Source organism: Streptomyces sp. CRN 30 (assembly GCF_034105845.1).
This window is the reverse complement of sequence record NZ_JAVRHI010000376.1, coordinates 70,503-92,738: the sequence shown is the minus strand read 5'-3', so window position 1 is coordinate 92,738 and position 22,236 is coordinate 70,503. Positions and strand designations below refer to the sequence as shown.

Genomic DNA, 22,236 nt, shown 5'->3' with positions numbered 1-22,236 from the left:
GCGGCGGGCCCGCACCCGGGGGCCGACGCCCGCGACGACCGGCGGGCGCGCGGACACCCGGTCGCGGGACAGGCCCGGGACCGGCACACCGCGCCGCTGGTGGCGGCTCCGGTGCGGATCGCCGACGGGGAGACGGTGCGGCTGCTCAGGCCCGGTGACCGTGTCGACGTCGTCGCGTCCGAGGCCGCCGAGGCCGCCGGGGCAGGCGGGGCAGGCGGCGACGCCGCCTTCGTGCTCGCGCGGGGAGCCCGGGTGGCCGAGGTGCCGGAACCGCTGGACGCGGCCGGGCAGAGCGGTGCGCTGGTGGTGCTGTCGGTTCCGCGCACCACGGCCGCCCGGCTGGTCGGGGCCGGACCCGGGGCCCGGCTGGCGGTGACCCTGTGCTGACGGCGACCGTGCCGAGTCCCTGTATCGCATGGCCCGGTCGGGCAGGGCCCGATTGGACAGGACGACCCGGCGCTGACGTAGGTTGCGGAGCGTTTTGTTCCACAAGCTGTTCATGCTGTTCATGCGAGGAGAACCGTCGAGGTGAGCGAGAAGAAGCCGAGCGTCCTGCAGGGTTTCAAGACCTTCCTGATGCGCGGGAACGTCATCGACCTGGCGGTGGCGGTGGTCATCGGCGCGGCCTTCACCAACATCGTGAACTCGGTGGTGAAGGGGGTCATCAACCCGCTGGTCGGTGCGTTCGGCACCAAGAGCCTGGAGCACTACAGCTCCTGTCTGAAGGCTCCCTGCAAGATCGCGGAGGACGGCACGGTCACGAGCGGCATCCCCATCCTGTGGGGTTCCGTCCTCGGCGCCACGCTCACCTTCCTGATCACAGCGGCCGTCGTCTACTTCCTGATGGTCCTGCCGATGTCGAAGTACCTGGCCCGGCAGGAGGCCCGCCGCAAGGCCAAGGAGGGCACGCAGGAGATCATCGAGGTGACCGAGCTGGAGGTGCTGAAGGAGATCCGCGACGAACTGGTCGCGCGGCGCGCCGCGGGCCACGACCGGCCGCAGGGGCCTGGGCAGGGCTGAGCCGAGCGGGCCGGTGGGCTCAGAGGTGGTGCGGCGGCTTCTCGTCGAGGAAGCGCTTCAGGTCGGCCGCGGAGTCGCCGCCGTCCGGCCGCTCGCCCCATCCGCGGTCCGTGTCGTCCGAGGACTGCTGGTCCAGCGGGTCGTCGAAGACCAGCGCCGGCTTCGGCGCACGCGGTTCGGGCGCGGGACCGCGGCCCGACGCGGAGCCACGCCCGGGAGCGGACCCGGAGGTGGGCCGGGGGGCGCGCTCGGGAGCGGACCCGGAGGTGGACCGGGGGGCGGGCTCGGGGACGGTGCTCATGTCTCCAGGGTACGGCGCCCCCTCCGCCGCGCCCCCGGCCTCACGTCACGTACAGCCCCCGGCCCCACTCCCCGTACAGCTCCCGGCCTCACTCCCCGTACAGCTCCCGGTACGCGGGCCAGCTGCCGCCCGGCGTGTGCACCGGGTCGGCGGCACGGGCGGCGCGGACGATCGCCCGCGTCACCACGTCCGCGCCGGCCGCCAGCAGGTCGTTGAGGGCGAGAGGCTGCCCGGGGTCCAGCGGCCGCTCCCCGGTCGCCATGGCGAAGACCGTGTCCCCGTCGTTGAGCAGGTGCACGGGACGCACGGCCCGCGCGATGCCGTCGTGCGCGGTGCCCGCCAGCTTCTGCGCCTCGGCCTTCGACAGGACGGCGTCGGTGGCGACGACGGCGAGGGTGGTGTTGAGCGGCGGCAGCGGGTTCCGCTCGGCGGCCTCGGCGAGCCGCCGCCGCGCGGCCTCCACCACCTCGTCCGCCGGGAAGTCCGGGCGCCCGCCCCGGGCCAGTTCCCCGTAGAGCATCCCGGTCTCCGGATCGACCGCGGAGCCCGCCGCGTTGGCCACCACCAGTGCCGCCACGGTGAAGCCGGACACGACGGTGCTCGCCGTCCCGACCCCGCCCTTGAGCACGCCGAGCGCGGCCCCCGTGCCGGCCCCCACGCACCCTTCGGCGACGGCCGTTCCCGGTGCGGTGGAGTCGGCCGCCTCCACCGCCGCCCGGCCGGTGGCGGCGTCCGGCCTGGCCCGGAAGTCGCCGCCGCGCCCGAGGTCGAAGACGCACGCGGCGGGCACCACCGGCACCACGTGGGTGGGGTCCGGGCCGACGCGCACCCCGCGGCCCCGCTCCTCCAGCCAGGCCATGACGCCGGACGCCGCGTCCAGGCCGTAGGCGCTGCCGCCGGTCAGGACGACCGCCTCGACCCTCTGCACCACGTTGCGCGGATCAAGCGCGTCCGTCTCCTTGGTGCCGGGTCCGCCGCCGCGGACGTCCACCGCGGTGACCGCGCCGCCCTCCGGAGCGAGCACGACCGTGGTCCCCGTGAGCCATCCGTCACCGGTCCGCGTCGCATGCCCCACGCGCACCCCGGCGACGTCCGTCAATCCGTCGACTGTCATGGGGCCAGTGTGGTCCGCGGCCGTCACGGCACCGGCGTGATCCGCCACATTGTCGCGGTTGTGTCACGCGACCGCCTCCGTAACGAACGGCGGGAACCCCCGGGTCCGCGGAACCGCTCTTGTCCCACGTACTGGAACGGATCGCGTACTTCACACGAACCAGGGGCAGCTTGTGACAACGCCGGACACAGCAACGCGACGCGCACTGGGGGCCGGTGCCGTCCTGATGGTCGGCCTGCTCACCCTGACCGGCTGCGGTGGGGACGCCAACGCCGGGACGGACGGCGACAAGGGCGGGGACGCGGGGGCGCGCATCTCCATCTCGGCGAAGGACGGTTCGGCCGGCGCGTCGATCAACTCCACGGGTGTGAAGGTCAGCGACGGCACCCTGACCGACGTACGGATGACGGTGGCGGAGTCGGGTGCGGCCGTGCCGGGCGGCATCGCGGGCGACGGCACGAGCTGGAAGCCGAAGGAGCAGCTGGAGCGCGGCACGAAGTACCGGATCACGGCGGCGGGCAAGGCGGAGGACGGCGGCAAGCTGTCCGCCGACTCGACCTTCACCACCGTCTCGGAGGAGAACAGCTTCATCGGGACCTACACGCCCGACGACGGGACGACGGTCGGCGTGGGGATGCCGGTGTCGTTCACGTTCGACAAGGAGATCACCGACAAGAAGGCCGTGCAGTCGCACATCGAGGTCACGTCGAGCAGCGGGCAGAAGGTGGTCGGGTACTGGTTCGACGCGCAGCGGCTCGACTTCCGGCCCGAGAAGTACTGGAAGGCCGGCTCCGAGGTGACGGCCTCGATCGACCTGGACGGGGTCGAGGGCGCGGACGGGGTCTTCGGGGTGCAGAAGAAGACGGTGACGTTCACCGTCGGCCGCTCGCAGGTCTCCACGGTGGACGTCTCGACGCAGACGATGACGGTCGTCCGCGACGGCGCCACGGTGAAGACGATCCCGATCTCCGCGGGCAGCCCGGAGCACACCACCTACAACGGGCAGATGGTCATCTCGGAGAAGTCCGAGCAGACCCGGATGAACAGCCGGACGGTCGGGATGGGCGGCGAGTACGACATACCGGACGTGCCGCACGCGATGCGGCTGACGACGTCGGGGACGTTCGTGCACGGCAACTACTGGTACAGCAAGGGCAACCCGCCCTTCGGCAGCCAGGGCACCAGCCACGGCTGCGTGGGCCTCGCCGACGTCCAGGGGGCGCAGGGCGACACCGACGGCGCGTGGTTCTACGACAACTCGCTCATCGGGGACGTGGTGGTCGTCAAGAACTCCGCGGACAAGACGGTCGCACCGGACAACGGGCTGAACGGCTGGAACCTGCCGTGGAGCGAGTGGACTGCCGGAAGCGCCGTCTGAGCAGGGAGATTTCAGGAGTTCGCGGCTCCGCGCGGGAACTTTTCGCGCGGGCCGCGTGTTTTTCATGCGTACGTTTTCTCGGTTCCCGGACATGATGTCCGACCGAGGGGCTACGGTATGCACCCACCAGGTGACATGCAGCAACGCCGGGAGAGACCTTGAGCGTTCCGTACGAGACGTCAGCGTACGAACCACCCGAGTCGCCCGAGTCTCCGGAGGAGCAGCTCGCGCGACTGCTGGGTCGCGCCCTCAACTCGTTCGAACTGCCCGACGACGTACTGCACCGGCTGGACTGCGCGCTGGCGCACGACGGTTCGCTGCACTCGGCGCATCACAGCGCGGGACTGCACCGCGAGACGTACCGGCACACGTGGCTGCTCGCCGACGGCTGCGCGCTCACCCTGTGGGAGCTGGTCCACAACACGACGCCGGGCGGCGAGCCGCAGCACGAGGTGTACATCGACGAGGAGGAGCTGCGGGCCGCGACCGCGCGGCTCCCGCTGCCGCCGGACGCGCCGGACTTCCGGCTGCCGGTGCTGACGCGGCTCTCGCCGGTGCCCGCCCCGCCGCTCGCCTACTTGCCCGAGGGTTCGGTGGACCACGCGCGCCGGCTGCTGCGCCGCGCGGAGAACGCGGACCGGCCCGGTGCCGACACCGCCGCGAAGCTGACCACGGCGCTCGCGCACCAGATCACGCAGGCGTTCGGCAGGCCCGGACGCGCGGGGCTGCCCTTCGCGCTCTACGAGCACGCGTTCCTGCTCCAGGGCGGCGAGGAGATGTCCCTCTGGGAGGTCGAGCACACGGCGACGCCCGACGGGCGGCACATGTGCGAGGTGTACGTCAGCGAGGACGCCGCCCGGCAGGCGATGGAGCGGCGCGCGGCGCGTCCGGCCTGAGCGGCGTCCCGGTCCGTCGTGCCGTGCCCCCGTCCGTCGTGCCGTGCCGCCGGTCCGTCAGGCCGTGACCGTCCGCTTCTCCTCGCCCGTCGCGACAGCAGGCACCTCCCGCGCCGTGGTGTCCTGGGCTGCCCGGCCCCGCAGGCCCTTCAGCACGACGACGAGGGTCGTGGTGACGCAGACACCGGCCGCGACGGCGACCAGGTACAGCAGCGGGCTGCCGATCAGCGGGACCACGAAGACACCGCCGTGCGGTGCGCGCAGCGTCGCGTCGAACGCCATCGACAGCGCCCCGGTGACCGCGCCGCCCGCCATGGCGGAGGGGATCACCCGCAGCGGGTCGGCCGCGGCGAACGGGATCGCGCCCTCGGAGATGAAGGAGGCGCCGAGGACCCAGGCGGCCTTGCCGTTCTCCCGTTCGGTGGCGTCGAAGAGCCGGCCGCGCACGGTCGTCGCCAGTGCCATCGCCAGCGGCGGGACCATACCCGCCGCCATCACCGCCGCCATGATCTTCATCGCTGAGTCGCTGGGGTCGGAGACGGCGATTCCCGCGGTGGCGAAGGTGTAGGCGACCTTGTTGACGGGTCCGCCGAGGTCGACGCACATCATCAGGCCTAGCAGCGCGCCGAGCAGGACGGCGTTGGTGCCGGACAGCCCGCCGAGCCAGTCGGTCAGGGCCTGCTGCGCGGAGGCGATGGGCTTGCCGATCACGACGAACATCAGGAAACCGACGACCGCCGAGGACACCAGCGGGATCACCACCACCGGCATGATGCCGCGCAGGGCCGCCGGGATGCGTATCCGCTGGACCGCCATCACCACCGCGCCGGAGATCAGACCGGCCGCGAGACCGCCGAGGAACCCGGCGTCGATGGTCAGCGCGATCGACCCGCCGACGAAGCCGGGCACGAGGCCGGGACGGTCGGCCATGCCGTAGGCGATGTACCCGGCGAGGACGGGGACGAGGAAGCCGAAGGCCACGCCGCCGATCTGGAAGAGCAGCGCCGCCCAGCTGTCGGCCTGGGACCACGCGAAGTGGTCGGTCACCGCGGGCGCCTTGTCGACCTCGTAGCCGCCGATCGCGAAGCCGAGGGCGATGAGGAGGCCGCCGGCCGCGACGAAGGGAACCATGTAACTGACGCCGGACATCAGCCAGGTGCGCAGCTTCGTGCCGTAGCCGTGGCCGTCGCCGGGGGTGCCGGTGCGGGTGACGGGGCTCCCGGCGGCGGGTGCGGCGACGGTGACCTCGCCGCGTGCGGCCTTCTCCCGGGCCTCGGCGATCAGCTCGCCGGGCCGGTTGACGGCGGCCTTGACGCCGGTGTCGACGGTGGGCTTCCCGGCGAAGCGGTCCTTCTCCCGTACCGGCACGTCATGGGCGAGGATCACGGCGTCCGCCGCCGCGATCACGGCCGCGTCGAGGCGGGTGAAGCCGGCCGACCCCTGGGTCTCTACGGTGAGTTCGACACCGGCGTCGCGGGCCGCGTGTTCCAGCGACTCGGCCGCCATGTAGGTGTGGGCGATGCCGGTGGGGCAGGAGGTGACGGCGACGACACGGAAGGAACGACCGCCACCATCGCCGTCGCCACCGCCACCGCCACCGCCACCGCCACCGGCAGACACCGGCTCCCCCGGCCCCGGCCCCGGCCCCGGCCCCGGCTCCGGCTCCGGCTCCGGCTCCGGCTCCGAGGCAGCGGAGGCCGCCGGCTCCTCCCCGCGGATCAGCGCCACCGCGGCCGCCGCGTCCCGTACCGACCGCAGCGCGTCGGTGAATTCCGCGTTCGCCAACTGCCGCGCCAGCGCGGACAGGATCGTCAGGTGCGCGTCGTCCGCACCGGCGGGCGCGGCGATCAGGAAGACCAGGTCGGCCGGCCCGTCCGCCGCCCCGAAGTCGATGCCGTCCGCGCTGCGCCCGAAGGCGAGCGTCGGCTCGGTGACGTGCTCGCTGCGGCAGTGCGGGATGCCGATGCCGCCGTCGAGACCGGTCGGCAGCTGCGCCTCGCGGGCGGCCACGTCGGCAAGGAAGCCGTCCAGGTCGGTCACCCGGCCGAGGGCCGCCATCCGTTCGGCGAGGGCGCGGGCCGCCGCCTCCTTGGTGTCGGCGGACCGGTCGAGATCGAGGTCGACCAGGTCCACGGTGATCAGTTGGCTCATCGCGGGCTCCTCGGAACGGAGGGAGGGGAGTTACGAGAGGGGTTGAAGTCATAGAAGGGGCGAGTGGGGCGAGTGGTGCGGGTGGGGCGGACGAGACCGATCAGGGTCACGGCACGGACTCCTTCTCCGGCCCCGTCACCGGCCCGTCACCGGCCCTTCACCGGCCCCTTCACCGGCCCCTTCACCGGCTCCGTCAGCACGCGTTCCAGCGGCACCTGTGACGTCACCGTCACTCCGGCCGGGTCCAGGTCGGCCGGTGCCGGCATCACGCTGCCGGGCAGGCCGACGGCCGCGGCGCCGTGCGCGAGGGCGGAGGCGAGGGCGTCCGGCCCGGTGCCGCCCGCGATGAGGAACCCGGCGAGGGAGGAGTCGCCGGCGCCGACGTTGCTGCGGACGGCGGCCACCCGGGCGGTGCCGAACCAGGTGCCGGTGTCCTCCACGAGCAGTTGCCCGTCGGCGCCCAGGCTGGCGAGGACGGCCCGCGCGCCGCGCTCGCGGAGTTCGGCGGCGGCCCGCACCGCGTCGCCGACGGTGGCCAGCGGGCGGCCGACGGCCTCCGCCAATTCACCGGCGTTGGGCTTCACGACGTCCGGCCGCTCGGGCAGCGCCTTCAGCAGCGCGGGCCCCGAGGCGTCCAGCGCGATCCGGGCCCCGGCCGCGTGCGCGCGGGCGACCAGGTCGGCGTACCAGGAGGGCGCGAGGCCGCGCGGCAGGCTGCCGCAGCAGGCGATCCAGTCGGCGCCGCGGGAGCGGAGCCGGACGGTCTCCAGGAGCAGTTCGCGTTCGGCGGCGGACAGTTCGGGACCGGGCGCGTTGATCTTCGTCAGGACGCCGTCCGCCTCGGCGAGCGCGATGTTGGACCGGGTGGCCCCGGCCACCGGCACCGGCGCGGCCTCGATGCCCTGCGCGGCGAGCAGGTCGGCGACGAGCGCGCCCGGCGCCCCGCCGAGCGGCAGCACCGCGACGGTGCGCCGTCCGGACGCGGCGACGGCGCGCGAGACGTTGACGCCCTTGCCGCCGGGGTCGACGCGTTCGCCGGTGGCGCGGACGACGGAGCCGCGGTCGAGGGCGGGGAGTTCGTAGGTGCGGTCGAGGGAGGGGTTGGGGGTGACGGTGAGGATCATGCGCGTAACACTTCCGTGCCGCCGCGTTCCAGGGCGGCGGCGTCGTCCGGGCCGAGCCCGCTGTCGGTGATCAGGAGGTCCACGTCGGTCAGGGCGGCGAAGCGGGCGAAGTGCTCCTGGCCGTACTTGGCGGAGTCGGCGAGCAGCACCACGCGGCGGGCGGCGGCGACGGCGGCGCGTTTCACGGCGGCCTCGGCGAGGTCGGGGGTGGTCAGGCCGTGCTCGGCGGAGAAGCCGTTGGCGGCCACCAGGGCGACGTCGGCGCGGATCTCGCCGTACGCGCGCAGCGCCCAGGCGTCGACGGCGGCGCGGGTGCGGTGCCGTACCCGCCCGCCGACCAGGTGGAGCTGGATGCCGGGGTGGTCGGCGAGGCGCGCGGCGATGGGCAGGCTGTGCGTGACGACGGTGAGGGACGCCTCGACGGGGACGGCGGCGGCCAGCCGGGCCACCGTGGAACCGGCGTCCAGGATCACCGTGCCGTCGGACGGCAGTTCGGCGAGGGCGGCCCTGGCGATCCGGTCCTTCTCGTCCGCCGCGGTCGACTCGCGTTCGGCGAGGTCGGGTTCGAAGTCGAGACGCCCGGCGGGGATCGCGCCGCCGTGCACCCGGCGGAGCAGCCCGGCACGGTCGAGGGCCTTCAGGTCGCGGCGGATGGTCTCCGCCGTCACCTGGAACTCCTCGGCCAGCGACACCACGTCCACCCGGCCGCCGTCCCGGGCGAGCCGGAGGATCTCCTGCTGCCGCTCCGGTGCGTACATGTCCGTTTGCCTCCGAGCCTGCCCGAACGTGTGGTTTCAGCGGGAGGCTACGGATGGTTTTCGGGAAAGTAAACAGGTTCGGGCAGCGGCGCGGCGAATCTAGGACGCCGACTGTCCTCCTTCTGCGCCATCCTCTCCCCCATGACGACGGACACCCCCGCCCGGCTCCTGACGCTGCTCTCCCTGCTCCAGACGCCCCGCGAGTGGCCCGGCGCGGAGCTGGCCGGGCGGCTCGGGGTGTCGCGGCGCACGGTCCGGCGGGACATCGACCGGCTGCGCGAACTCGGCTACCCCGTGCAGTCGACGATGGGGTCCGAGGGCGGATACCGGCTGGTCGCGGGCAAGGCGCTGCCGCCGCTGGTCCTCGACGACGAGGAGGCGGTGGCGATCGCGGTCGGACTGCGGGCCGGCGCCGGGCACGCGGTCGAGGGCGTCGACGAGGCGTCCGTGCGGGCGCTGGCCAAACTGGAGCAGGTGCTGCCGTCCCGGCTACGCCGGCGCGTCGCCACCCTCCAGGCCGCCACCATGCCGCTGACCAGCGGGGACGGGCCGAGCATCGCACCCGAGACGCTCACCGTGATGGCCTCGGCGGTGGCCGGCCGGGAGCGGCTGCGGTTCGCCTACCGCGCCGCCGACGGCACGGACTCGCGGCGCCTGACGGAGCCGTACCGCCTGGTGTCGACCGGCCGGCGCTGGTACCTCGTCGCCTACGACCTGGACCGTGAAGACTGGCGGACCTTCCGGGTCGACCGGGTGAGCGAACCGTTCGCGACCGGGGCGCGGTTCACGCCCCGCGAGCTGCCGACCGGGGATGCGGCGGAGTACCTGCGCCGTTCCATGCGGCGGCACAGCGACTCCTACGAGGTGTCGGTCCGGTTCGCTGCCCCGGTGGACACCGTCGCGCCGCTGCTGCCGGGGTGGCTGGGGAGCCCGGAGCCGGTGGACGACGGCGCCGCGTGCGAGGTGCGCGGCACCCTCTCGGACCCGGTGGAGTGGCTGGCCGTACGGCTGGTGCTGCTGGGCGTCGACTTCCGGGTGCGGGAGCCGGCGGAACTGGTGGCGTGCGTACGGGAGATGGGGGCGCGGATGGTGCGGGCGGCGGGCGACGATCCCCCGCACCGTCCTGCCCGAGCCCGGTGACTCCGTACTCGGCCCGTCGGCGATCCCGAGGACCGTCCGGTCACTCCGGCGGTTCCGTGCGCGCGTCCGTCACCGCGTCCGTCACCGCGTCCGTCAGCGTGTCCCACGGGAGGTGCCGCAGCGTCTCCAGGTTGCCCAGGGCGGTGTCGAGGGCGCTCCGGCCGGTGTGACCGGGCCGGTCGCCGTCGTCCTCACCGGCCCAGTGCTCCAGGGCGATCCGTACGGTCGCACCCGCCGCCGCGGCGACGAAACGCAGCCGCGGGGACGCGGCCAGCCGTCTGGCAACGTTGTCGTCGCCGGCTGCCAGGCGGTCGGCCAGCACCTCCGCGAGGGCGCGTTCCGAGGTGTGGTAGACCTCCGCCCACACCTTGCGCAGGGCCGGGCTGGACTCGGCCAGCCGGATCAGGGTGCGGACGAACTCCCAGGAGGCCGCCGACACTCCGGCGCCGGGCGTCAGGGTGAGCCTGACCGCGTGTTCCAGTGCCTCGTGCGGGGAGAGCCCGGCGGGGGCGTCGCGGACCGCCTCCGCCCAGCGCTGGGCGCCCGCCGCGTAGAGCGGCGCGACGGCCTCCTCCTTGGTAGCGAAGTAGCGGTAGAAGGTGCGCGGGGCGATCCCGGCGGCCTGGGCGATGTCCTCGGCGCGGGTGGCGCGCAGTCCCTGCCGTACGAAGAGCCGGGCGGCGGCCCGCGCGATCTCCGTCCGCGTCTCGCTCTTGCGTCGTTCGGTGAGCGACTGGCGCTCGGGGGTCGTGCTGCTCACCTTCGGCAATGTATGCCCCTGTGGCACAATCTGCCATCTGGCGGGCCACCCCGGGGTTCAGGTCCGGGGTGTACCGCCCTCCAGCACGAGAACGCGGAAGCGCACGGGCGGGCGCGGGCACGAAAGAGCCGGGCTCGGGCGCTCGGGGGGAGAGCGGCCGAGCCCGGCTGGGGACGTCCCGGCGCCGGGGGGAGTGCGACGGGACGTGGTCTCGGGGGCCGGGGGAATGCGGCCCCGGGCCCGAACGGGTGGGCCCTGAATGCTTGTTCCCAGGACCTCGTCGTTTGAAGCAGCGTTGCACAGTCATCTTCGCGCGGTCCCGCACCACCCGGCGTACGCCGGGCACCGCCCGCCGGCGGCGACCGGCCCGGGAGCCCGCGACCGCCGGTCCGGACTGCGCCTTACTGAACCGCGCCTTACTGAACTGCGCCTTGCTGAACCGCGCCTTACGCGGCGGCCTCGAAGCCGGTGTCGCGGGCCAGCTTCTTCAGTTCGAGAAGCGCGTGCTTCTCGATCTGCCGGATGCGCTCGCGGGTCAGTCCGTGCTCCTTGCCGACCTCGGTCAGCGTACGCTCCCGGCCGTCCTCGATGCCGTACCGCATCTTGATGATGGAGGCCGTGCGCGGGTCGAGGCGGCCGATCAGGTCGTCCAGCTCCTCGCTGCGCAGCAGGGTCAGCACCGACTGCTCGGGCGACACCGCGGAGGAGTCCTCCAGCAGGTCACCGAATTGCGTCTCGCCCTCGTCGTCCACCGGCATGTTCAGCGAGACCGGGTCGCGGGCCCAGTCGAGCACGTCGGTGACGCGCTCCGGCGTCGAACCCAGCTCGGCGGCGATCTCGGCGTGCTCCGGCTCACGGCCGTGCTCGCGGTTGAACTCGCGCTGCACCCGGCGGATGCGGCCCAGCTCCTCCACCAGGTGGACGGGGAGCCGGATCGTGCGCGACTGGTCGGCGATGGAGCGGGTGATGGCCTGACGGATCCACCAGGTGGCGTACGTCGAGAACTTGAAGCCCTTGCGGTAGTCGAACTTCTCGACCGCGCGCACCAGACCGGCGTTCCCCTCCTGGATCAGGTCCAGGAGCGGCAGGCCGCTGCGCGGGTAGCGGCGGGCGACGGCGACGACGAGGCGCAGGTTGGAACGGATGAAGACGTCCTTCGCCCGCTCGCTCGCGTCGACGAGTGCCTGCAACTCCTCACGACTGGCATCCGCCTCGGTGTCCTCATATCCTTCGAGGACCTGGCGCGCGAACACACCTGCCTCGATGGTCTGGGACAGCTCGACCTCCTTGGCGGCGTCGAGCAGCGGTGTACGCGCGATCTCGTCGAGGTACATGCCGACCAGATCGCGGTCGGCGAGCTCGCCGCCGTTGGCGCGGACGCTGGTTGCCGCGTCGCTCGTCCCGGTGGCGGACTTACGACGGGCGACGGCACGGGTTGCCATGCGTGCTCCCTTGCGATGGTGGGTCAGCGGGTCGTACTCAAGATCCTTGGACACCGTCTCCTCTTCGTCCCGGCTTGCTCCGGACTCCGTGGACTCCTACGGGTGCCCTGCATCTGATGGAAACAACGACTGGAATCCGGACAGAATTCCCAACGCGTCACTCCATTTTTCTGATCATGCAGTACCCTGTGCCGCCACATGAGGGGGCGTGATGCTGTCCGAGGCTGCGGAGGTCCAGGTCAGGCCGGGGGTCGAGGGGGATCTCAAGGCCCTCACCGACCTCTACAACCACTATGTGAGTGAGACGCCCATCACGTTCGACACCCGGATCTTCTCCCCCGAAGAGCGCCGTCCGTGGCTGCTCTCTCACCCTCTAGACGGACCGCACCGCCTCATGGTTGCCACGGACGGGAACCCGTGCGCGGGCTCACAGCGGATTCTCGGGTACGCCACGTCCAGCCCGCTGCGGCCCAAGCCCGCCTACGACACCTCCGTGGAGGTCACTGTGTACGTGGCGCCGGGCGCGGGCGGGCGCGGCATCGGCACCCTGCTGTACGAGGCGCTCTTCGGGGCGCTGGCCGACGAGGACGTGCACCGCGCGTACGCGGGGATCGCCCAGCCCAACGAGGCGTCGGCCCGGCTGCACGAGCGCTTCGGCTTCCGGCACCTGGGCACGTACCGCGAGGTGGGCCGCAAGTTCGGCCGCTACTGGGACGTGGCCTGGTACGAGAAGGAGCTGTAGCCCGTACGGGGGCTCACCCGAACTGCACCGACCGCTTCGCCAGCCCCATCCAGAACCCGTCGATCACCGACCGCTGGGTGTCCAGCTCACCGGCGGCGTCCGCCGCGCCCAGCGTCACGAAGAGCGGGGCGAAGTGCTCGGTGCGCGGGTGGGCGAGCCGGCCCGCCGGGGACTTGTGCCCGAAGTCGAGCAGCGCGTCCACGTCTCCGGCGTCCAGGGTGCGCCGCCCCCAGTCGTCGAACTCCGCGGACCAGGCCGGGGTGCCGCCCTGCCGCAGCGCGGCCAGGTTGTGGGTGAAGAAGCCGGAGCCGACGATCAGCACGCCCTCGTCCCGCAGGGGCGCGAGCCGCCGCCCGATCTCCATCAGCCGGACCGGGTCGAGGGTCGGCATGGAGACCTGGAGGACGGGGATGTCGGCGTCCGGGTACATCTCCACGAGCGGCACGTACGCGCCGTGGTCGAGGCCGCGGTCCGGGACGTCCTGCACCGGCGTGCCGGGGGCGCGCAGCAGCTTGCGGACGGATTCGGCGAGCGTGGGTGCGCCGGGGGCGCCGTAGCGCACGCGGTAGTAGTGCTCGGGGAAGCCCCAGAAGTCGTAGACGAGCGGGACGGTCTGCACGGCGCCGAGGGCGAGCGGCGCCTCCTCCCAGTGGGCGGAGACGACGAGGATCGCCGTCGGGCGCGGCAGTCCGGCGGACCAGGCGGCCAGCTCGCCGGGCCAGACGGGGTCGTCCGCGAGCGGCGGGGCGCCATGGCTGAGGTAGAGGGCGGGCATGCGCCCCGTGGAGGCGCGGTCCATGACTCCGTGGCCCTGGGTGACGGCGGACATGACGCGGCTCCTTACCTGGATCTCCTGAATCACTGGGTACTTGAAGTATCAAGCTGTGTTGAACAGAAGCGTACGCCCCAGTTGTTTAAGCTTCAAGAAGGAGACTCGTACAGTGGACGTATGACCACGGCACCCACCCCCGCACTTCCCGCACCGGGCGACGAGCCGCGCTGGCTCAGCGACCGCGAGCAGCACGTCTGGCGCTCCTACATCGAGGCGGCGACGCTTCTGGAAGACCATCTCGACCGCCAGCTCCAGCGGGACGCGGGGATGCCGCACGTGTACTACGGCCTGCTGGTCAAGCTGGGCGACTCGCCCCGGCGACGGCTGCGGATGACGGAGCTGGCGCGGTACGCCAAGATCACCCGCTCCCGGCTGTCGCACGCGATCGCGCGGCTGGAGAAGAACGGCTGGGTGCGGCGCGAGGACTGTCCCTCCGACAAGCGGGGCCAGTTCGCGGTCCTCACGGACGAGGGGTACGCGGTGCTGCGGGAGACCGCGCCCGGCCATGTGGCCGCCGTCCGCCAGGCCGTGTTCGCCCGGCTCACCCCCGAACAGCAGGAGTCCCTCGGCGAGATCATGCGGATCGTCGCCGAGGGACTCCAGCCCGCCGGAGCGGGCGCGGACCTGCCCTGGCTGCGCTGAGCGCGCGGCCGGGGCGGATCCGGGGACCGTACGCGGGGGCGTCCCCTCCCCCTGGGCGTACGGCTGGTACCGGTACCGAAGGGGTACGGCCGGTCGGCCGGCCCGCGGGCCGGCGGGCCGGTCGGTCAGCCGGTCGTCAGTGGGCGATGACCGGCACCGGCAGCCGTCAGTGGGCGATGACCGGCACCGGCAGCTCGTCCTCGGCGCCCTCAGCGGCGCCGGAGCCGGTGACGGCGGTGGCGCCCGGACGGCCGGCGTTGACGAGGGTCAGGGCGATGACGCCCGCCGCCGCCAGGATGCCGACGGCGAACCAGATCGCGCTGGTGTACCCCTGCACCTGGCCCTGGAGCTGCACCAGCTGCTGCTGGGAGCGGCTCGCCGCGCCGCCGATGTGGTCGGCGATGTAGGACGTGGTGGCCGAGGCGGCGATCGTGTTCAGCAGCGCCGTACCGATGGCTCCGCCCACCTGCTGGGAGGTGTTGACCATCGCGGAGGCGACACCGGCGTCCTGCGGCCGCACGCCCTGGGTGGCCAGGGACATGGCGGGCATGAACGCCGTACCCATGCCGAGGCCCAGGAGCAGCATGCCGGGCAGCAGCACGGCGGCGTAGGACGTGTCGATCTCCAGCTGGGTCAGCAGCAGCATGCCGACCGCGCCGACCAGGAAGCCGGGGCCCATCAGGAACCGCGGCGGGACGCGGGTGAGCAGGCGGGCGCCGATCTGGGTGGAGCCCGTGATCATGCCCGCGACCATCGGCAGGAAGGCGAAGCCGGTCTTGACCGGCGAGTAGCCCTTCACGACCTGGAGGTAGTAGGTCAGGAAGAGGAACAGGCCGAACATGCCGATGATGGCGAGGCCGAGCGAGAGGTAGACACCGCCGCGGTTGCGGTCGGCGACCACGCGCAGCGGCAGCAGCGGGGCCTTCACGCGGGACTCGACGAACACGAAGGTGACCAGGAGCACCGCCGCCGCGACGAACAGGCCGACGGTCGTGGCGTCGCTCCAGCCCTCGGACTCGGCGCGGGTGAAGCCGTAGACCAGCGCGACCAGGCCCAGGGTGGACAGGATGACACCGGGGATGTCGAGCGTCGCGCGGTTGCGGCTGCCGGTCGGCTCGTGGATGACGAGCCAGGCACCGACGGCGGCGATCACGGCGAACGGGATGTTGACGAAGAACGTCCAGCGCCAGTCCAGGTACTCGGTGAGGAAACCGCCGAGGATCAGACCGACGGCGGCACCGCCACCGGCGATCGCGCCGTAGATGCCGAACGCCTTGGCGCGCTCCTTGGCGTCCGTGAACATCACGGCGAGCAGGGAGAGCGCGGCGGGCGCGAGCAGCGCGCCGAACGCACCCTGGAGGGCGCGGGCGCCGAACATCATCGCCTCGTTGGTGGCCGCGCCGCCGAGCGCGGAGGCCAGCGCGAAGCCGATCAGACCGACGACGAAGGCGCGCTTGCGGCCCCACAGGTCGGCTATGCGGCCGCCGAAGAGCAGCAGACCACCAAAGGCGAGCGCGTAGGCCGTGACGACCCACTGGCGGTTGCCGTCGGAGATGCCGAGGTCCTGCTGGGCGGAGGGCAGGGCGATGTTCACGATGGTCGAGTCGAGGACGACCATCAGCTGGGCGAGCGCGATGAAGACGAGCGCTTTCCAGCGGCCGGCGTCGGGGACGCCGGGAGCTGCCTTGACGGCTGCTTCGGACATGGGGGTACCCACTTCGGAAGGTCGGGACGTGCTGACAGAAAGACGGAAGACGGAATGCCGGAACGACAAACGACGGGGTAACGGCACGGCAAGGCCGGCGCGCCGACGGAAGGTCGGCCTACAGCCCGGAAGGTGCTGTCGGTGAGAAGCCTGAGGCGTACGTGACTATGACTATGACTATGACTGTTCGCAGGGCCTGCGCAGGTCCTCCACGGTGATGGCCGTGCCCGGCAGGGTGGTGCGGGCCGGAGCCCGCAGTCCGTCCAGGAACAGCTGGAGATGACGGTGGGTGAAACGGTCGCCGCGCAGGCACTTCGTACCGGCGGGCGGCCTGCTGAGCTGGGCCACGGCGACCATCAGGTCACCGACGCCCACATCGCCCCGTAGCTGACCTGTGGCCATGGCGCGGCCCATGATCTCGCCGACGAGCCCCTCGACCCGGTTCCGTGCGGCTTCCAGGTCGGGGTGGTGCTGGTCGAAGGTGGCGGAGACCATCGGACACAGGGCGCTGATCCGCTCGTCGGCGGCGGCGTGCACGAAGCGCTCCAGCGCTTCGAAGGCGTCGCCGCGCTGGGCGAGCGCGACCTCGGCGGCCCGTGCCATCCGGTCCATGACCGAGCAGACGACCTCGCGGACGAGGGCGTCCCGGTCCGGGAAGTTGCGGTACACCGTGGCGTTGCCGACGCCGGCCCGGCGGGCGACCTCGTCGAGCGGCACCTCGGGGCCGTGCTCGACGAACATCTCCTGGGCGGCGGCGAGGATGCGCTCCCGGTTGCGCTGGGCGTCGGCGCGGGGCCGGGTCACCTTGCGGCGCACGGGGGTCGCGGTCTGCACGGCGTACTCCTGGTGGACTGTGGTGTCGCGATCCGGGGAAGAAGTCCCCGTTTCGCTCGGACACAGGTCTAAACGGGGAAACGATCCCCGGTTATTTCCCGACCTTCATTCTTTTCACGTGACCTGAGTCACACGACTTGGCCACCCCTGCCTCGCTATCGCTATCGCTACCCACCGGAAACCCACGATCGGTCCGCTCCAACGAGCGCGCCCGCCTCCTCCGCCCCAGGGTGATCGAAAGGATGCAGTCGGTGACCGGCGGCTGCCGTGGCCCGGGAGGACTGGATGCAGCCGCAGCGCCGACGGATACGCCCCCGCCGCGTGGCAGCCCTCGTGTCCGTCACCACGCTGACCCTGGCGGTCAGCACCTCGGCGGGCACCGGCCACCTCCCGCCGGGGGCGACCACGGCGGGCGCGGCACCCGCCACCCTCTCCCGTTCCTCCGCGCACGGCCCCTGCATGATCACCGGCGGCACCGAGATCCAGATGTCGGAGGGCGTACCGACCTCGCACGGCTACTCCCGTTCCACCGGCACCGTCCGCGCCCTCAACCTCATGGTCGACTTCTCCGACGCACCCGGGGAGGGCAAGGCCCTCGACCGCTACGGGGAGTTCTTCCCGCAGACCCGGCAGTGGTTCGCCACCAGTTCCTACGGCCGTCTCGACTACCGCCCCGAGGCCCCGGTCCGCGACTGGCTGCGGATGCCGAAGCCGTTCGCCGAGTACGGCATAGAGCGCGGCGCCCCCTTCGAGCCGGCCTACCGCGACCTGGTCGAGGACATCGTGGAGACGGCCGACCCGGACGTGGACTTCGGCGCCTACGACCTACTGAACATCCTGGTCACCCCCAACGCGGGCCCGTCCGCCCTGGACACCGTCCTGTCCGTGACCTTCGCCGGCAACCACGAGGCCCCGGTGGCCGACGGCGTCCCCGTGGCCAACGCGTCCTTCGTCTACTCCCGCCAGGACGACGGCTCCGGCTCCTACGACACGACGGGCTACCGCGTACTCCCCCACGAGAACGGCCACGTCTTCGGGCTGCCCGACCTCTACACGCAGGAGGGCGGCGGCGCGGTCGGCCACTGGGACATCATGAGCGAGGACTGGGGTGCCAACAACGACCTCGTCGGCTGGCACAAGTGGAAGCTGGGGTGGCTCGACGCCGACCAGGTGCACTGCGCGTCGGCGCCGGGCACCGAGGAGTACGACCTGACGCCGCTGGCCCGCCCCGGCGGCCCCAAGCTGGTCTTCGTCCCCCTCGACGCGCGCTCCGGCTACGCCGTGGAGCTACGCACCCGCGAGGGCAACGACGAGACGGTGTGCCGGCCGGGAGTCCTCGTCTACAAGGTCGACGCGGACGTGGACACCGGCATGGGCCCGGTCAAGGTCTACGACTCGCGCCGGGACAGCGGCGGCTGCACACGGAGCCCGAACGTCCACGCGGAGCTGTCCGACGCGACGTTCGCCCCGGGCGAGAAGTTCGAGGACCCGCGCCACGGGGTGACGATCGCGGTGGCGGGAGCGGATCTGAAGGGGGACCACGTGGTGCGGGTGACGCGGCGCTGAGCCGGTACGGCTGCCCGTCCTTCCCCGCCCTCCCGCGGGATTACGTACGGTGGGCGCAGCCCGAACCGCCGTACCGGAGACCCGATGCCCGCCGAGACCACGCACGACGTACGCGCCGCCGCAGCCGTACCCGCGCCTGAAACGGACCCACCGGCCGAGGCGGGCCCACCGGCCGAGGCGGTCACGCCGCTGCTGCGCGGGATCGCCGTACTGCGCGAACTCACCGAGGCGGACGGCGTTCTCAGCCTCAGCGGACTGGAGAGGGCCACCGGACTCGCCCGCTCCACGGTCGACCGCGTCACCACCACCCTGGCCCGCATGGGGTACGTCCGCCCGGACGGCCGAGACGTGACGCTGGCCCCCCGCCTGTCCGAACTGGGCAACGCCTACCTCGCGGCCCTGCGCCTGCCCGACCTGCTGTCCGGGCGGGCCGACGCCCTCGCCGACGCCCTGGACGAATCGGTTTCCCTGGCGGTCGCCGACGGCGACGGCATCCGCTTCATCCACCAGGCCACCCGGCGCCGCGCGATGTCCCTCAGCTTCCGCATCGGCGACCTGCTGCCCGCCGAACGCACCGCGCCCGGCCCGCTGTTCGCGACGCGGTGGACGGACGCCGACTGGCACCGCTGGCGCGCCCGCCGCGCGTCGGACCCCCGGGACGAGCGGTTCCCGGCGGTCCCACCGCGCCACCGCACCACCCCGGACGAGGACTTCACCCGCCGTACGGCCCGAGCGGCGGCCGACGGCTTCGCCCTCGACGACCAGCTGATCGAACCGGGCCTGGTGGCGGTCTCGGCACCGGTACGGGACCCCCGTACCGGCCGTCCGGCCTGTGTGGCCAACGTGGTCAGCCACACCAGCCGGCACACGGCCGCCGGTCTGCGCGACACCCTGCTCCCGGCGCTGCTGGAGACGGTGGCGTCGATGGAGGCCGACCTGCGCGCGGCGCCGGCGGGGGAGCCGGTGGCCGCGCCCACCGGTCTCGCGACCTGGACCGGCGCGTCCAAACAGGAACTGGGCCGCGGCTTCGTGGAGTCACTGGCCCGCGGCCTGACCGTCCTGACGGCGTTCGGCGAGGGCAGGTCCGCGCTGACCCTGACCGACGTGGCGAAGGCGACGGGCCTGGCCAGGGCGACGGCCCGCCGCGCCCTGCTGACCCACGAGTACGCGGGCCTGATCACACCCTCCCCCGACCACCGCACCTTCGCCCTCACCCCCCAGGTCCTCTCCCTGGGCTTCCCGCCCCTCTCCGGCCTGTCCCTCCCCCAGATCGCCCAGCCCCACCTTGAGGCGCTGGCCGCCCAGGTCCACGAGACGGTCTCCCTCGCGGTCCTGTCCGCCTCGGGCGCGGAGATCCAGTACACGGGGCGGGCGACGACGGGCCGCGTGATGAGCGCACGCGTCACACTCGGCACGCGGCTGCCGGCCGCGGCGACGTCCCTGGGCCGCGTCCTGCGCCCCTCACCCGAAACCCGTCTCCAGGGCTACGCCCTCACCGACGGCGAACTGGAGGCGGGCCTCCGCTCCCTCGCCGTCCCGGTCCGCGACCGCACCGGCCGCACGGTGGCGGCGATCGACGTCTCGATGCACGCGGCCGACCGCACCCCGGAGTGGTTCCTGACGGAGTTCCTCCCGCCCCTACGGGCCACGGCGACGTCCCTCGAAGCGGACCTGTCGGCAGCGGGCCGCTTCCGCCGAATCCCACCGACGTGACCCGACCCGCCCCGCCTACCGCCCGACAGCCGGCGACCTGACCTGCACACCACATGAGCGGCGTCCCCCACCCGCTACACTGTCGGCGGTGGTCCACTGGCCCGAGCCAACACCACCGACCGGCCTTCGTGGCCTTGCCTTCGTAGCTCAGGGGATAGAGCACCGCTCTCCTAAAGCGGGTGTCGCAGGTTCGAATCCTGCCGGGGGCACCAGGAAAAACCTGGTCAGAGGCCCTTCCGTCCGACGGGCGGGAGGGCCTCCGCAGTCGCAGCACACATATGGCACACATGCGGCTGTGGGAAGCGGTGGGGAGCCGCCCGACATGCCCGCGAAAGACGAGCTGGCCCGACGCCGGCACGAGAAGCTGGTCGACCGTCTTGAGTCACTGATGCGGGGCAGCCTGAACCCGCAGTACGAGGGCTACTACGGGCAGCTCATCCTGAGCGGCGACGACCTCACGAAGATGGGCAACCTCGCGGCCGTCCGCCGGGCCGCGCGCGAGGCGGGAGCACGTCTCGGCTGGAAGACCACCACCCACCTCGTCAATGGCCGGCTCTTCGTACTCGACGAGCGGGAAGCACCCGAGGAGATCGAGCGCTTGGCAGGGCAGGCGGCAGCCGCCGCGATGGATCGGACACGGGACGAGAACCGCGGGCCGCGCCCGATCTGATCCGAGCGACGGCCGAAGGGCCGCCCCGCCGCAGCAGCGCAGCGCAACGGCCCCTCGGTCACAATCGGCTTCCGGCACGAATCAAGCACACATCACGCGACGCCTTCCTCCAGGGCTGCCACCGCCTCAGCGGCCTTACGCGCCTTCCGCTCCGCTTGCTCCAGCTTGGCCTTCGCCTTGGCCAGTTGCTTGGAACGGCGCTTGTGCATCTTCTTGGAGACCTCGTCCAGGCGGTCCGGGAAGAGGTGCCCGTACGTGTCCAGGGTCAGGGTCGCGGACTTGTGGCCCAGCATCGTCTGTACGACGTTGACGTCCGCGCCGCTGGCGATGGCGAGCGAGGCCGCCGTGTGGCGCAGCTTGTGCGGGGTGACCTTGAGGTGGCCGAGCCCTGCCTTGGTGACCGCCGGCGCGAAGAACCGCTGGCGGAAGTTGCGGGCTCGCAGCGGTCCACCCTGCGGGGCGGTGAAGAGAAGCTCGTCTTCGCCCCGGCCCTCGACGTAGCGCCTCAGCTCTGCGGCGAGGAAGCGCGGGATGGGAACCGACCGGCGCTCGTGGTTCTTGGGGGTGTCGATGTAGAGCTTGCCGTTGTCCTCGACGTATCCCTCGACGATGTGGGCGCGGCACGAGTCGAGGTCGACGCGCCCGACCTTGAGCGCGGACGCCTCGCCCCAGCGCAGTCCCGTGTAGGCCAGCAGCAGGATGAGTACGCGATAGGCGCCCGCCGCTTCGGCGAGTGCGTCCACCTGTAGGTCGTCGAGGTAGACGTGGTCAGTGGGGGCCGCCTTCGGCAAGGGCACTCCGACGGCAGGGTTGACGGCCAGACGCCGGGAGCGAACCGCGTAGCCGAGCACCCGGTTGAGGACGACGTACGCCTTCCTGACGGAGAGGGGGCTGAGCTTCCTGCCGCCCGTCGCCTCGCCGGACAACATGGCGGCCAACCACTCGACGACGTCTTCGAAGTGGATCTGGTCGAGGGAGGTCGTTCCCCATCGCGGGATCACGTGTACGTCGAGAACTCCTCGGTAGCGGCTGCGCGTCGAGCGCTTGAGGTGAATCTGCGCGGCGAGCCAGGAGTCCGCGACCTCCGCGAACTTCACGCGTCCTGCGGCCGGATCCCGGTAAGAGCCGTCGGTGAGCCGGGACTCCAGCCTGGTCCGCTCGGCCTCGGCGTCGGACTTGCGGGCCACGGTCTTCATCTTCGGCTTGCCGTCGGGGCCGTACCAGCGCACGCGGTAGCGGCCGGGCGGCAAGCGGCCCGCCTTCCTGGCCGCCGCCACGGCATCCGCGTACGCCGTGTGCCCGGCGCGGTCCTCGATCCAGACTCGCGCCATCAGCCCCGTTCCTCCGCGACGAGGGGCGGGCGACTTTCCGATTGTTCCTTCTCCAAGCGATCAGTAGCCATGGCATATAGCTTTAACTTGGATCGAGCAGGCTTGGCAATAGTTGAC

20 protein-coding genes, 1 tRNA gene and 1 pseudogene are annotated in these 22,236 nt (G+C 72.4%); 11 read left to right on the top strand and 11 right to left on the bottom strand.

Features of this window, described 5'->3' with window-relative positions; translation table 11 throughout:
* Positions 1 to 387: pseudogene (locus UW392_RS40455) on the top strand (hypothetical protein); the annotation flags it as partial.
* Between the two features lie 141 nt (positions 388 to 528).
* Complete coding sequence (locus UW392_RS40450) at positions 529 to 1,020, top strand: MscL family protein (RefSeq protein ID WP_320780245.1); 492 nt, start codon at positions 529 to 531, stop codon at positions 1,018 to 1,020.
* 19 nt (positions 1,021 to 1,039) lie between these two features.
* Here UW392_RS40450 and UW392_RS40445 read toward each other — a convergent pair whose 3' ends face one another.
* Positions 1,040 to 1,321: a hypothetical protein gene (locus tag UW392_RS40445; protein WP_320780256.1), complete on the bottom strand. Its 282-nt coding sequence runs from the start codon at positions 1,319 to 1,321 to the stop codon at positions 1,040 to 1,042.
* Between the two features lie 88 nt (positions 1,322 to 1,409).
* A complete protein-coding gene (locus UW392_RS40440; protein ID WP_320780244.1) occupies positions 1,410 to 2,435 on the bottom strand; it encodes a P1 family peptidase in 1,026 nt (341 codons plus the stop codon).
* 172 nt (positions 2,436 to 2,607) lie between these two features.
* On the opposite strand from UW392_RS40440, the gene UW392_RS40435 reads away from it, so the two are divergent.
* Together UW392_RS40435 and UW392_RS40430 are read left to right on the top strand one after the other, a co-directional pair.
* On the top strand, positions 2,608 to 3,813 hold the full coding sequence (locus tag UW392_RS40435; protein ID WP_320780243.1) for a L,D-transpeptidase: 1,206 nt from the start codon (positions 2,608 to 2,610) through the stop codon (positions 3,811 to 3,813).
* 158 nt (positions 3,814 to 3,971) lie between these two features.
* A complete protein-coding gene (locus UW392_RS40430) occupies positions 3,972 to 4,709 on the top strand; it encodes a DUF6227 family protein (RefSeq protein WP_320780242.1) in 738 nt (245 codons plus the stop codon).
* Positions 4,710 to 4,766: 57 nt separating this feature from the next.
* On the opposite strand, the gene UW392_RS40425 is transcribed toward UW392_RS40430, so the two are convergent.
* The 3 genes from UW392_RS40425 to UW392_RS40415 all read right to left on the bottom strand — a co-directional run bounded on the left by UW392_RS40425 (position 4,767) and on the right by UW392_RS40415 (position 8,742).
* Positions 4,767 to 6,860 (bottom strand): fructose-specific PTS transporter subunit EIIC, encoded by a 2,094-nt coding sequence (locus UW392_RS40425; RefSeq protein ID WP_320780241.1) that lies wholly within the window; start codon positions 6,858 to 6,860, stop codon positions 4,767 to 4,769.
* A 146-nt stretch (positions 6,861 to 7,006) separates the two neighbouring features.
* A complete protein-coding gene (gene pfkB / locus UW392_RS40420) occupies positions 7,007 to 7,984 on the bottom strand; it encodes a 1-phosphofructokinase (RefSeq protein WP_320780240.1) in 978 nt (325 codons plus the stop codon).
* A complete protein-coding gene (locus UW392_RS40415; protein WP_320780239.1) occupies positions 7,981 to 8,742 on the bottom strand; it encodes a DeoR/GlpR family DNA-binding transcription regulator in 762 nt (253 codons plus the stop codon). The genes pfkB and UW392_RS40415 overlap by 4 nt, the downstream gene beginning before the upstream one ends.
* Positions 8,743 to 8,883: 141 nt before the next feature.
* Here UW392_RS40415 and UW392_RS40410 point away from each other — a divergent pair, with 141 nt between their 5' ends.
* Positions 8,884 to 9,882 carry a YafY family protein gene (locus tag UW392_RS40410; RefSeq protein WP_320780238.1) on the top strand — a complete coding sequence of 333 codons (999 nt, stop codon included), beginning with the start codon at positions 8,884 to 8,886 and terminating at the stop codon, positions 9,880 to 9,882.
* Positions 9,883 to 9,922: 40 nt separating this feature from the next.
* On the opposite strand, the gene UW392_RS40405 is transcribed toward UW392_RS40410, so the two are convergent.
* Both UW392_RS40405 and UW392_RS40400 read right to left on the bottom strand, forming a co-directional pair.
* Positions 9,923 to 10,642 (bottom strand): TetR/AcrR family transcriptional regulator, encoded by a 720-nt coding sequence (locus UW392_RS40405; protein WP_320780237.1) that lies wholly within the window; start codon positions 10,640 to 10,642, stop codon positions 9,923 to 9,925.
* Between the two features lie 446 nt (positions 10,643 to 11,088).
* Positions 11,089 to 12,084 carry an RNA polymerase sigma factor RpoD/SigA gene (locus UW392_RS40400; protein ID WP_320780254.1) on the bottom strand — a complete coding sequence of 332 codons (996 nt, stop codon included), beginning with the start codon at positions 12,082 to 12,084 and terminating at the stop codon, positions 11,089 to 11,091.
* Positions 12,085 to 12,295: 211 nt separating this feature from the next.
* Here UW392_RS40400 and UW392_RS40395 point away from each other — a divergent pair, with 211 nt between their 5' ends.
* The gene (locus tag UW392_RS40395; RefSeq protein ID WP_320780236.1) at positions 12,296 to 12,826 is read left to right on the top strand and encodes an N-acetyltransferase family protein; all 531 of its coding nucleotides are present in this window, start codon (positions 12,296 to 12,298) and stop codon (positions 12,824 to 12,826) included.
* Between the two features lie 13 nt (positions 12,827 to 12,839).
* Here the strand turns inward: UW392_RS40395 and UW392_RS40390 are convergent, their stop codons facing one another.
* The gene (locus UW392_RS40390; protein ID WP_320780253.1) at positions 12,840 to 13,601 is read right to left on the bottom strand and encodes a class III extradiol ring-cleavage dioxygenase; all 762 of its coding nucleotides are present in this window, start codon (positions 13,599 to 13,601) and stop codon (positions 12,840 to 12,842) included.
* Between the two features lie 174 nt (positions 13,602 to 13,775).
* Between UW392_RS40390 and UW392_RS40385 the strand changes: the two genes are divergently transcribed.
* Positions 13,776 to 14,300 (top strand): MarR family winged helix-turn-helix transcriptional regulator, encoded by a 525-nt coding sequence (locus UW392_RS40385; protein WP_320780235.1) that lies wholly within the window; start codon positions 13,776 to 13,778, stop codon positions 14,298 to 14,300.
* A gap of 166 nt (positions 14,301 to 14,466) precedes the next feature.
* Here UW392_RS40385 and UW392_RS40380 read toward each other — a convergent pair whose 3' ends face one another.
* Together UW392_RS40380 and UW392_RS40375 are read right to left on the bottom strand one after the other, a co-directional pair.
* Positions 14,467 to 16,005, bottom strand: coding sequence for an MFS transporter (locus tag UW392_RS40380; RefSeq protein WP_320780234.1), 1,539 nt, complete (start codon positions 16,003 to 16,005; stop codon positions 14,467 to 14,469).
* 177 nt (positions 16,006 to 16,182) lie between these two features.
* On the bottom strand, positions 16,183 to 16,839 hold the full coding sequence (locus UW392_RS40375; RefSeq protein WP_320780233.1) for a TetR/AcrR family transcriptional regulator: 657 nt from the start codon (positions 16,837 to 16,839) through the stop codon (positions 16,183 to 16,185).
* Between the two features lie 285 nt (positions 16,840 to 17,124).
* Here UW392_RS40375 and UW392_RS40370 point away from each other — a divergent pair, with 285 nt between their 5' ends.
* From UW392_RS40370 to UW392_RS40355, 4 genes are all read left to right on the top strand, one after another.
* Positions 17,125 to 18,405: a M6 family metalloprotease domain-containing protein gene (locus UW392_RS40370; RefSeq protein ID WP_320780232.1), complete on the top strand. Its 1,281-nt coding sequence runs from the start codon at positions 17,125 to 17,127 to the stop codon at positions 18,403 to 18,405.
* Positions 18,406 to 18,489: 84 nt separating this feature from the next.
* Positions 18,490 to 20,118 (top strand): IclR family transcriptional regulator C-terminal domain-containing protein, encoded by a 1,629-nt coding sequence (locus tag UW392_RS40365; RefSeq protein ID WP_320780231.1) that lies wholly within the window; start codon positions 18,490 to 18,492, stop codon positions 20,116 to 20,118.
* A 136-nt stretch (positions 20,119 to 20,254) separates the two neighbouring features.
* Positions 20,255 to 20,330: transfer RNA gene (locus UW392_RS40360), tRNA-Arg, on the top strand.
* A gap of 110 nt (positions 20,331 to 20,440) precedes the next feature.
* The gene (locus UW392_RS40355) at positions 20,441 to 20,788 is read left to right on the top strand and encodes a hypothetical protein (protein WP_320780230.1); all 348 of its coding nucleotides are present in this window, start codon (positions 20,441 to 20,443) and stop codon (positions 20,786 to 20,788) included.
* A gap of 92 nt (positions 20,789 to 20,880) precedes the next feature.
* On the opposite strand, the gene UW392_RS40350 is transcribed toward UW392_RS40355, so the two are convergent.
* The gene (locus UW392_RS40350; protein WP_320780229.1) at positions 20,881 to 22,119 is read right to left on the bottom strand and encodes a site-specific integrase; all 1,239 of its coding nucleotides are present in this window, start codon (positions 22,117 to 22,119) and stop codon (positions 20,881 to 20,883) included.
* Positions 22,120 to 22,236: the final 117 nt, after the last annotated feature.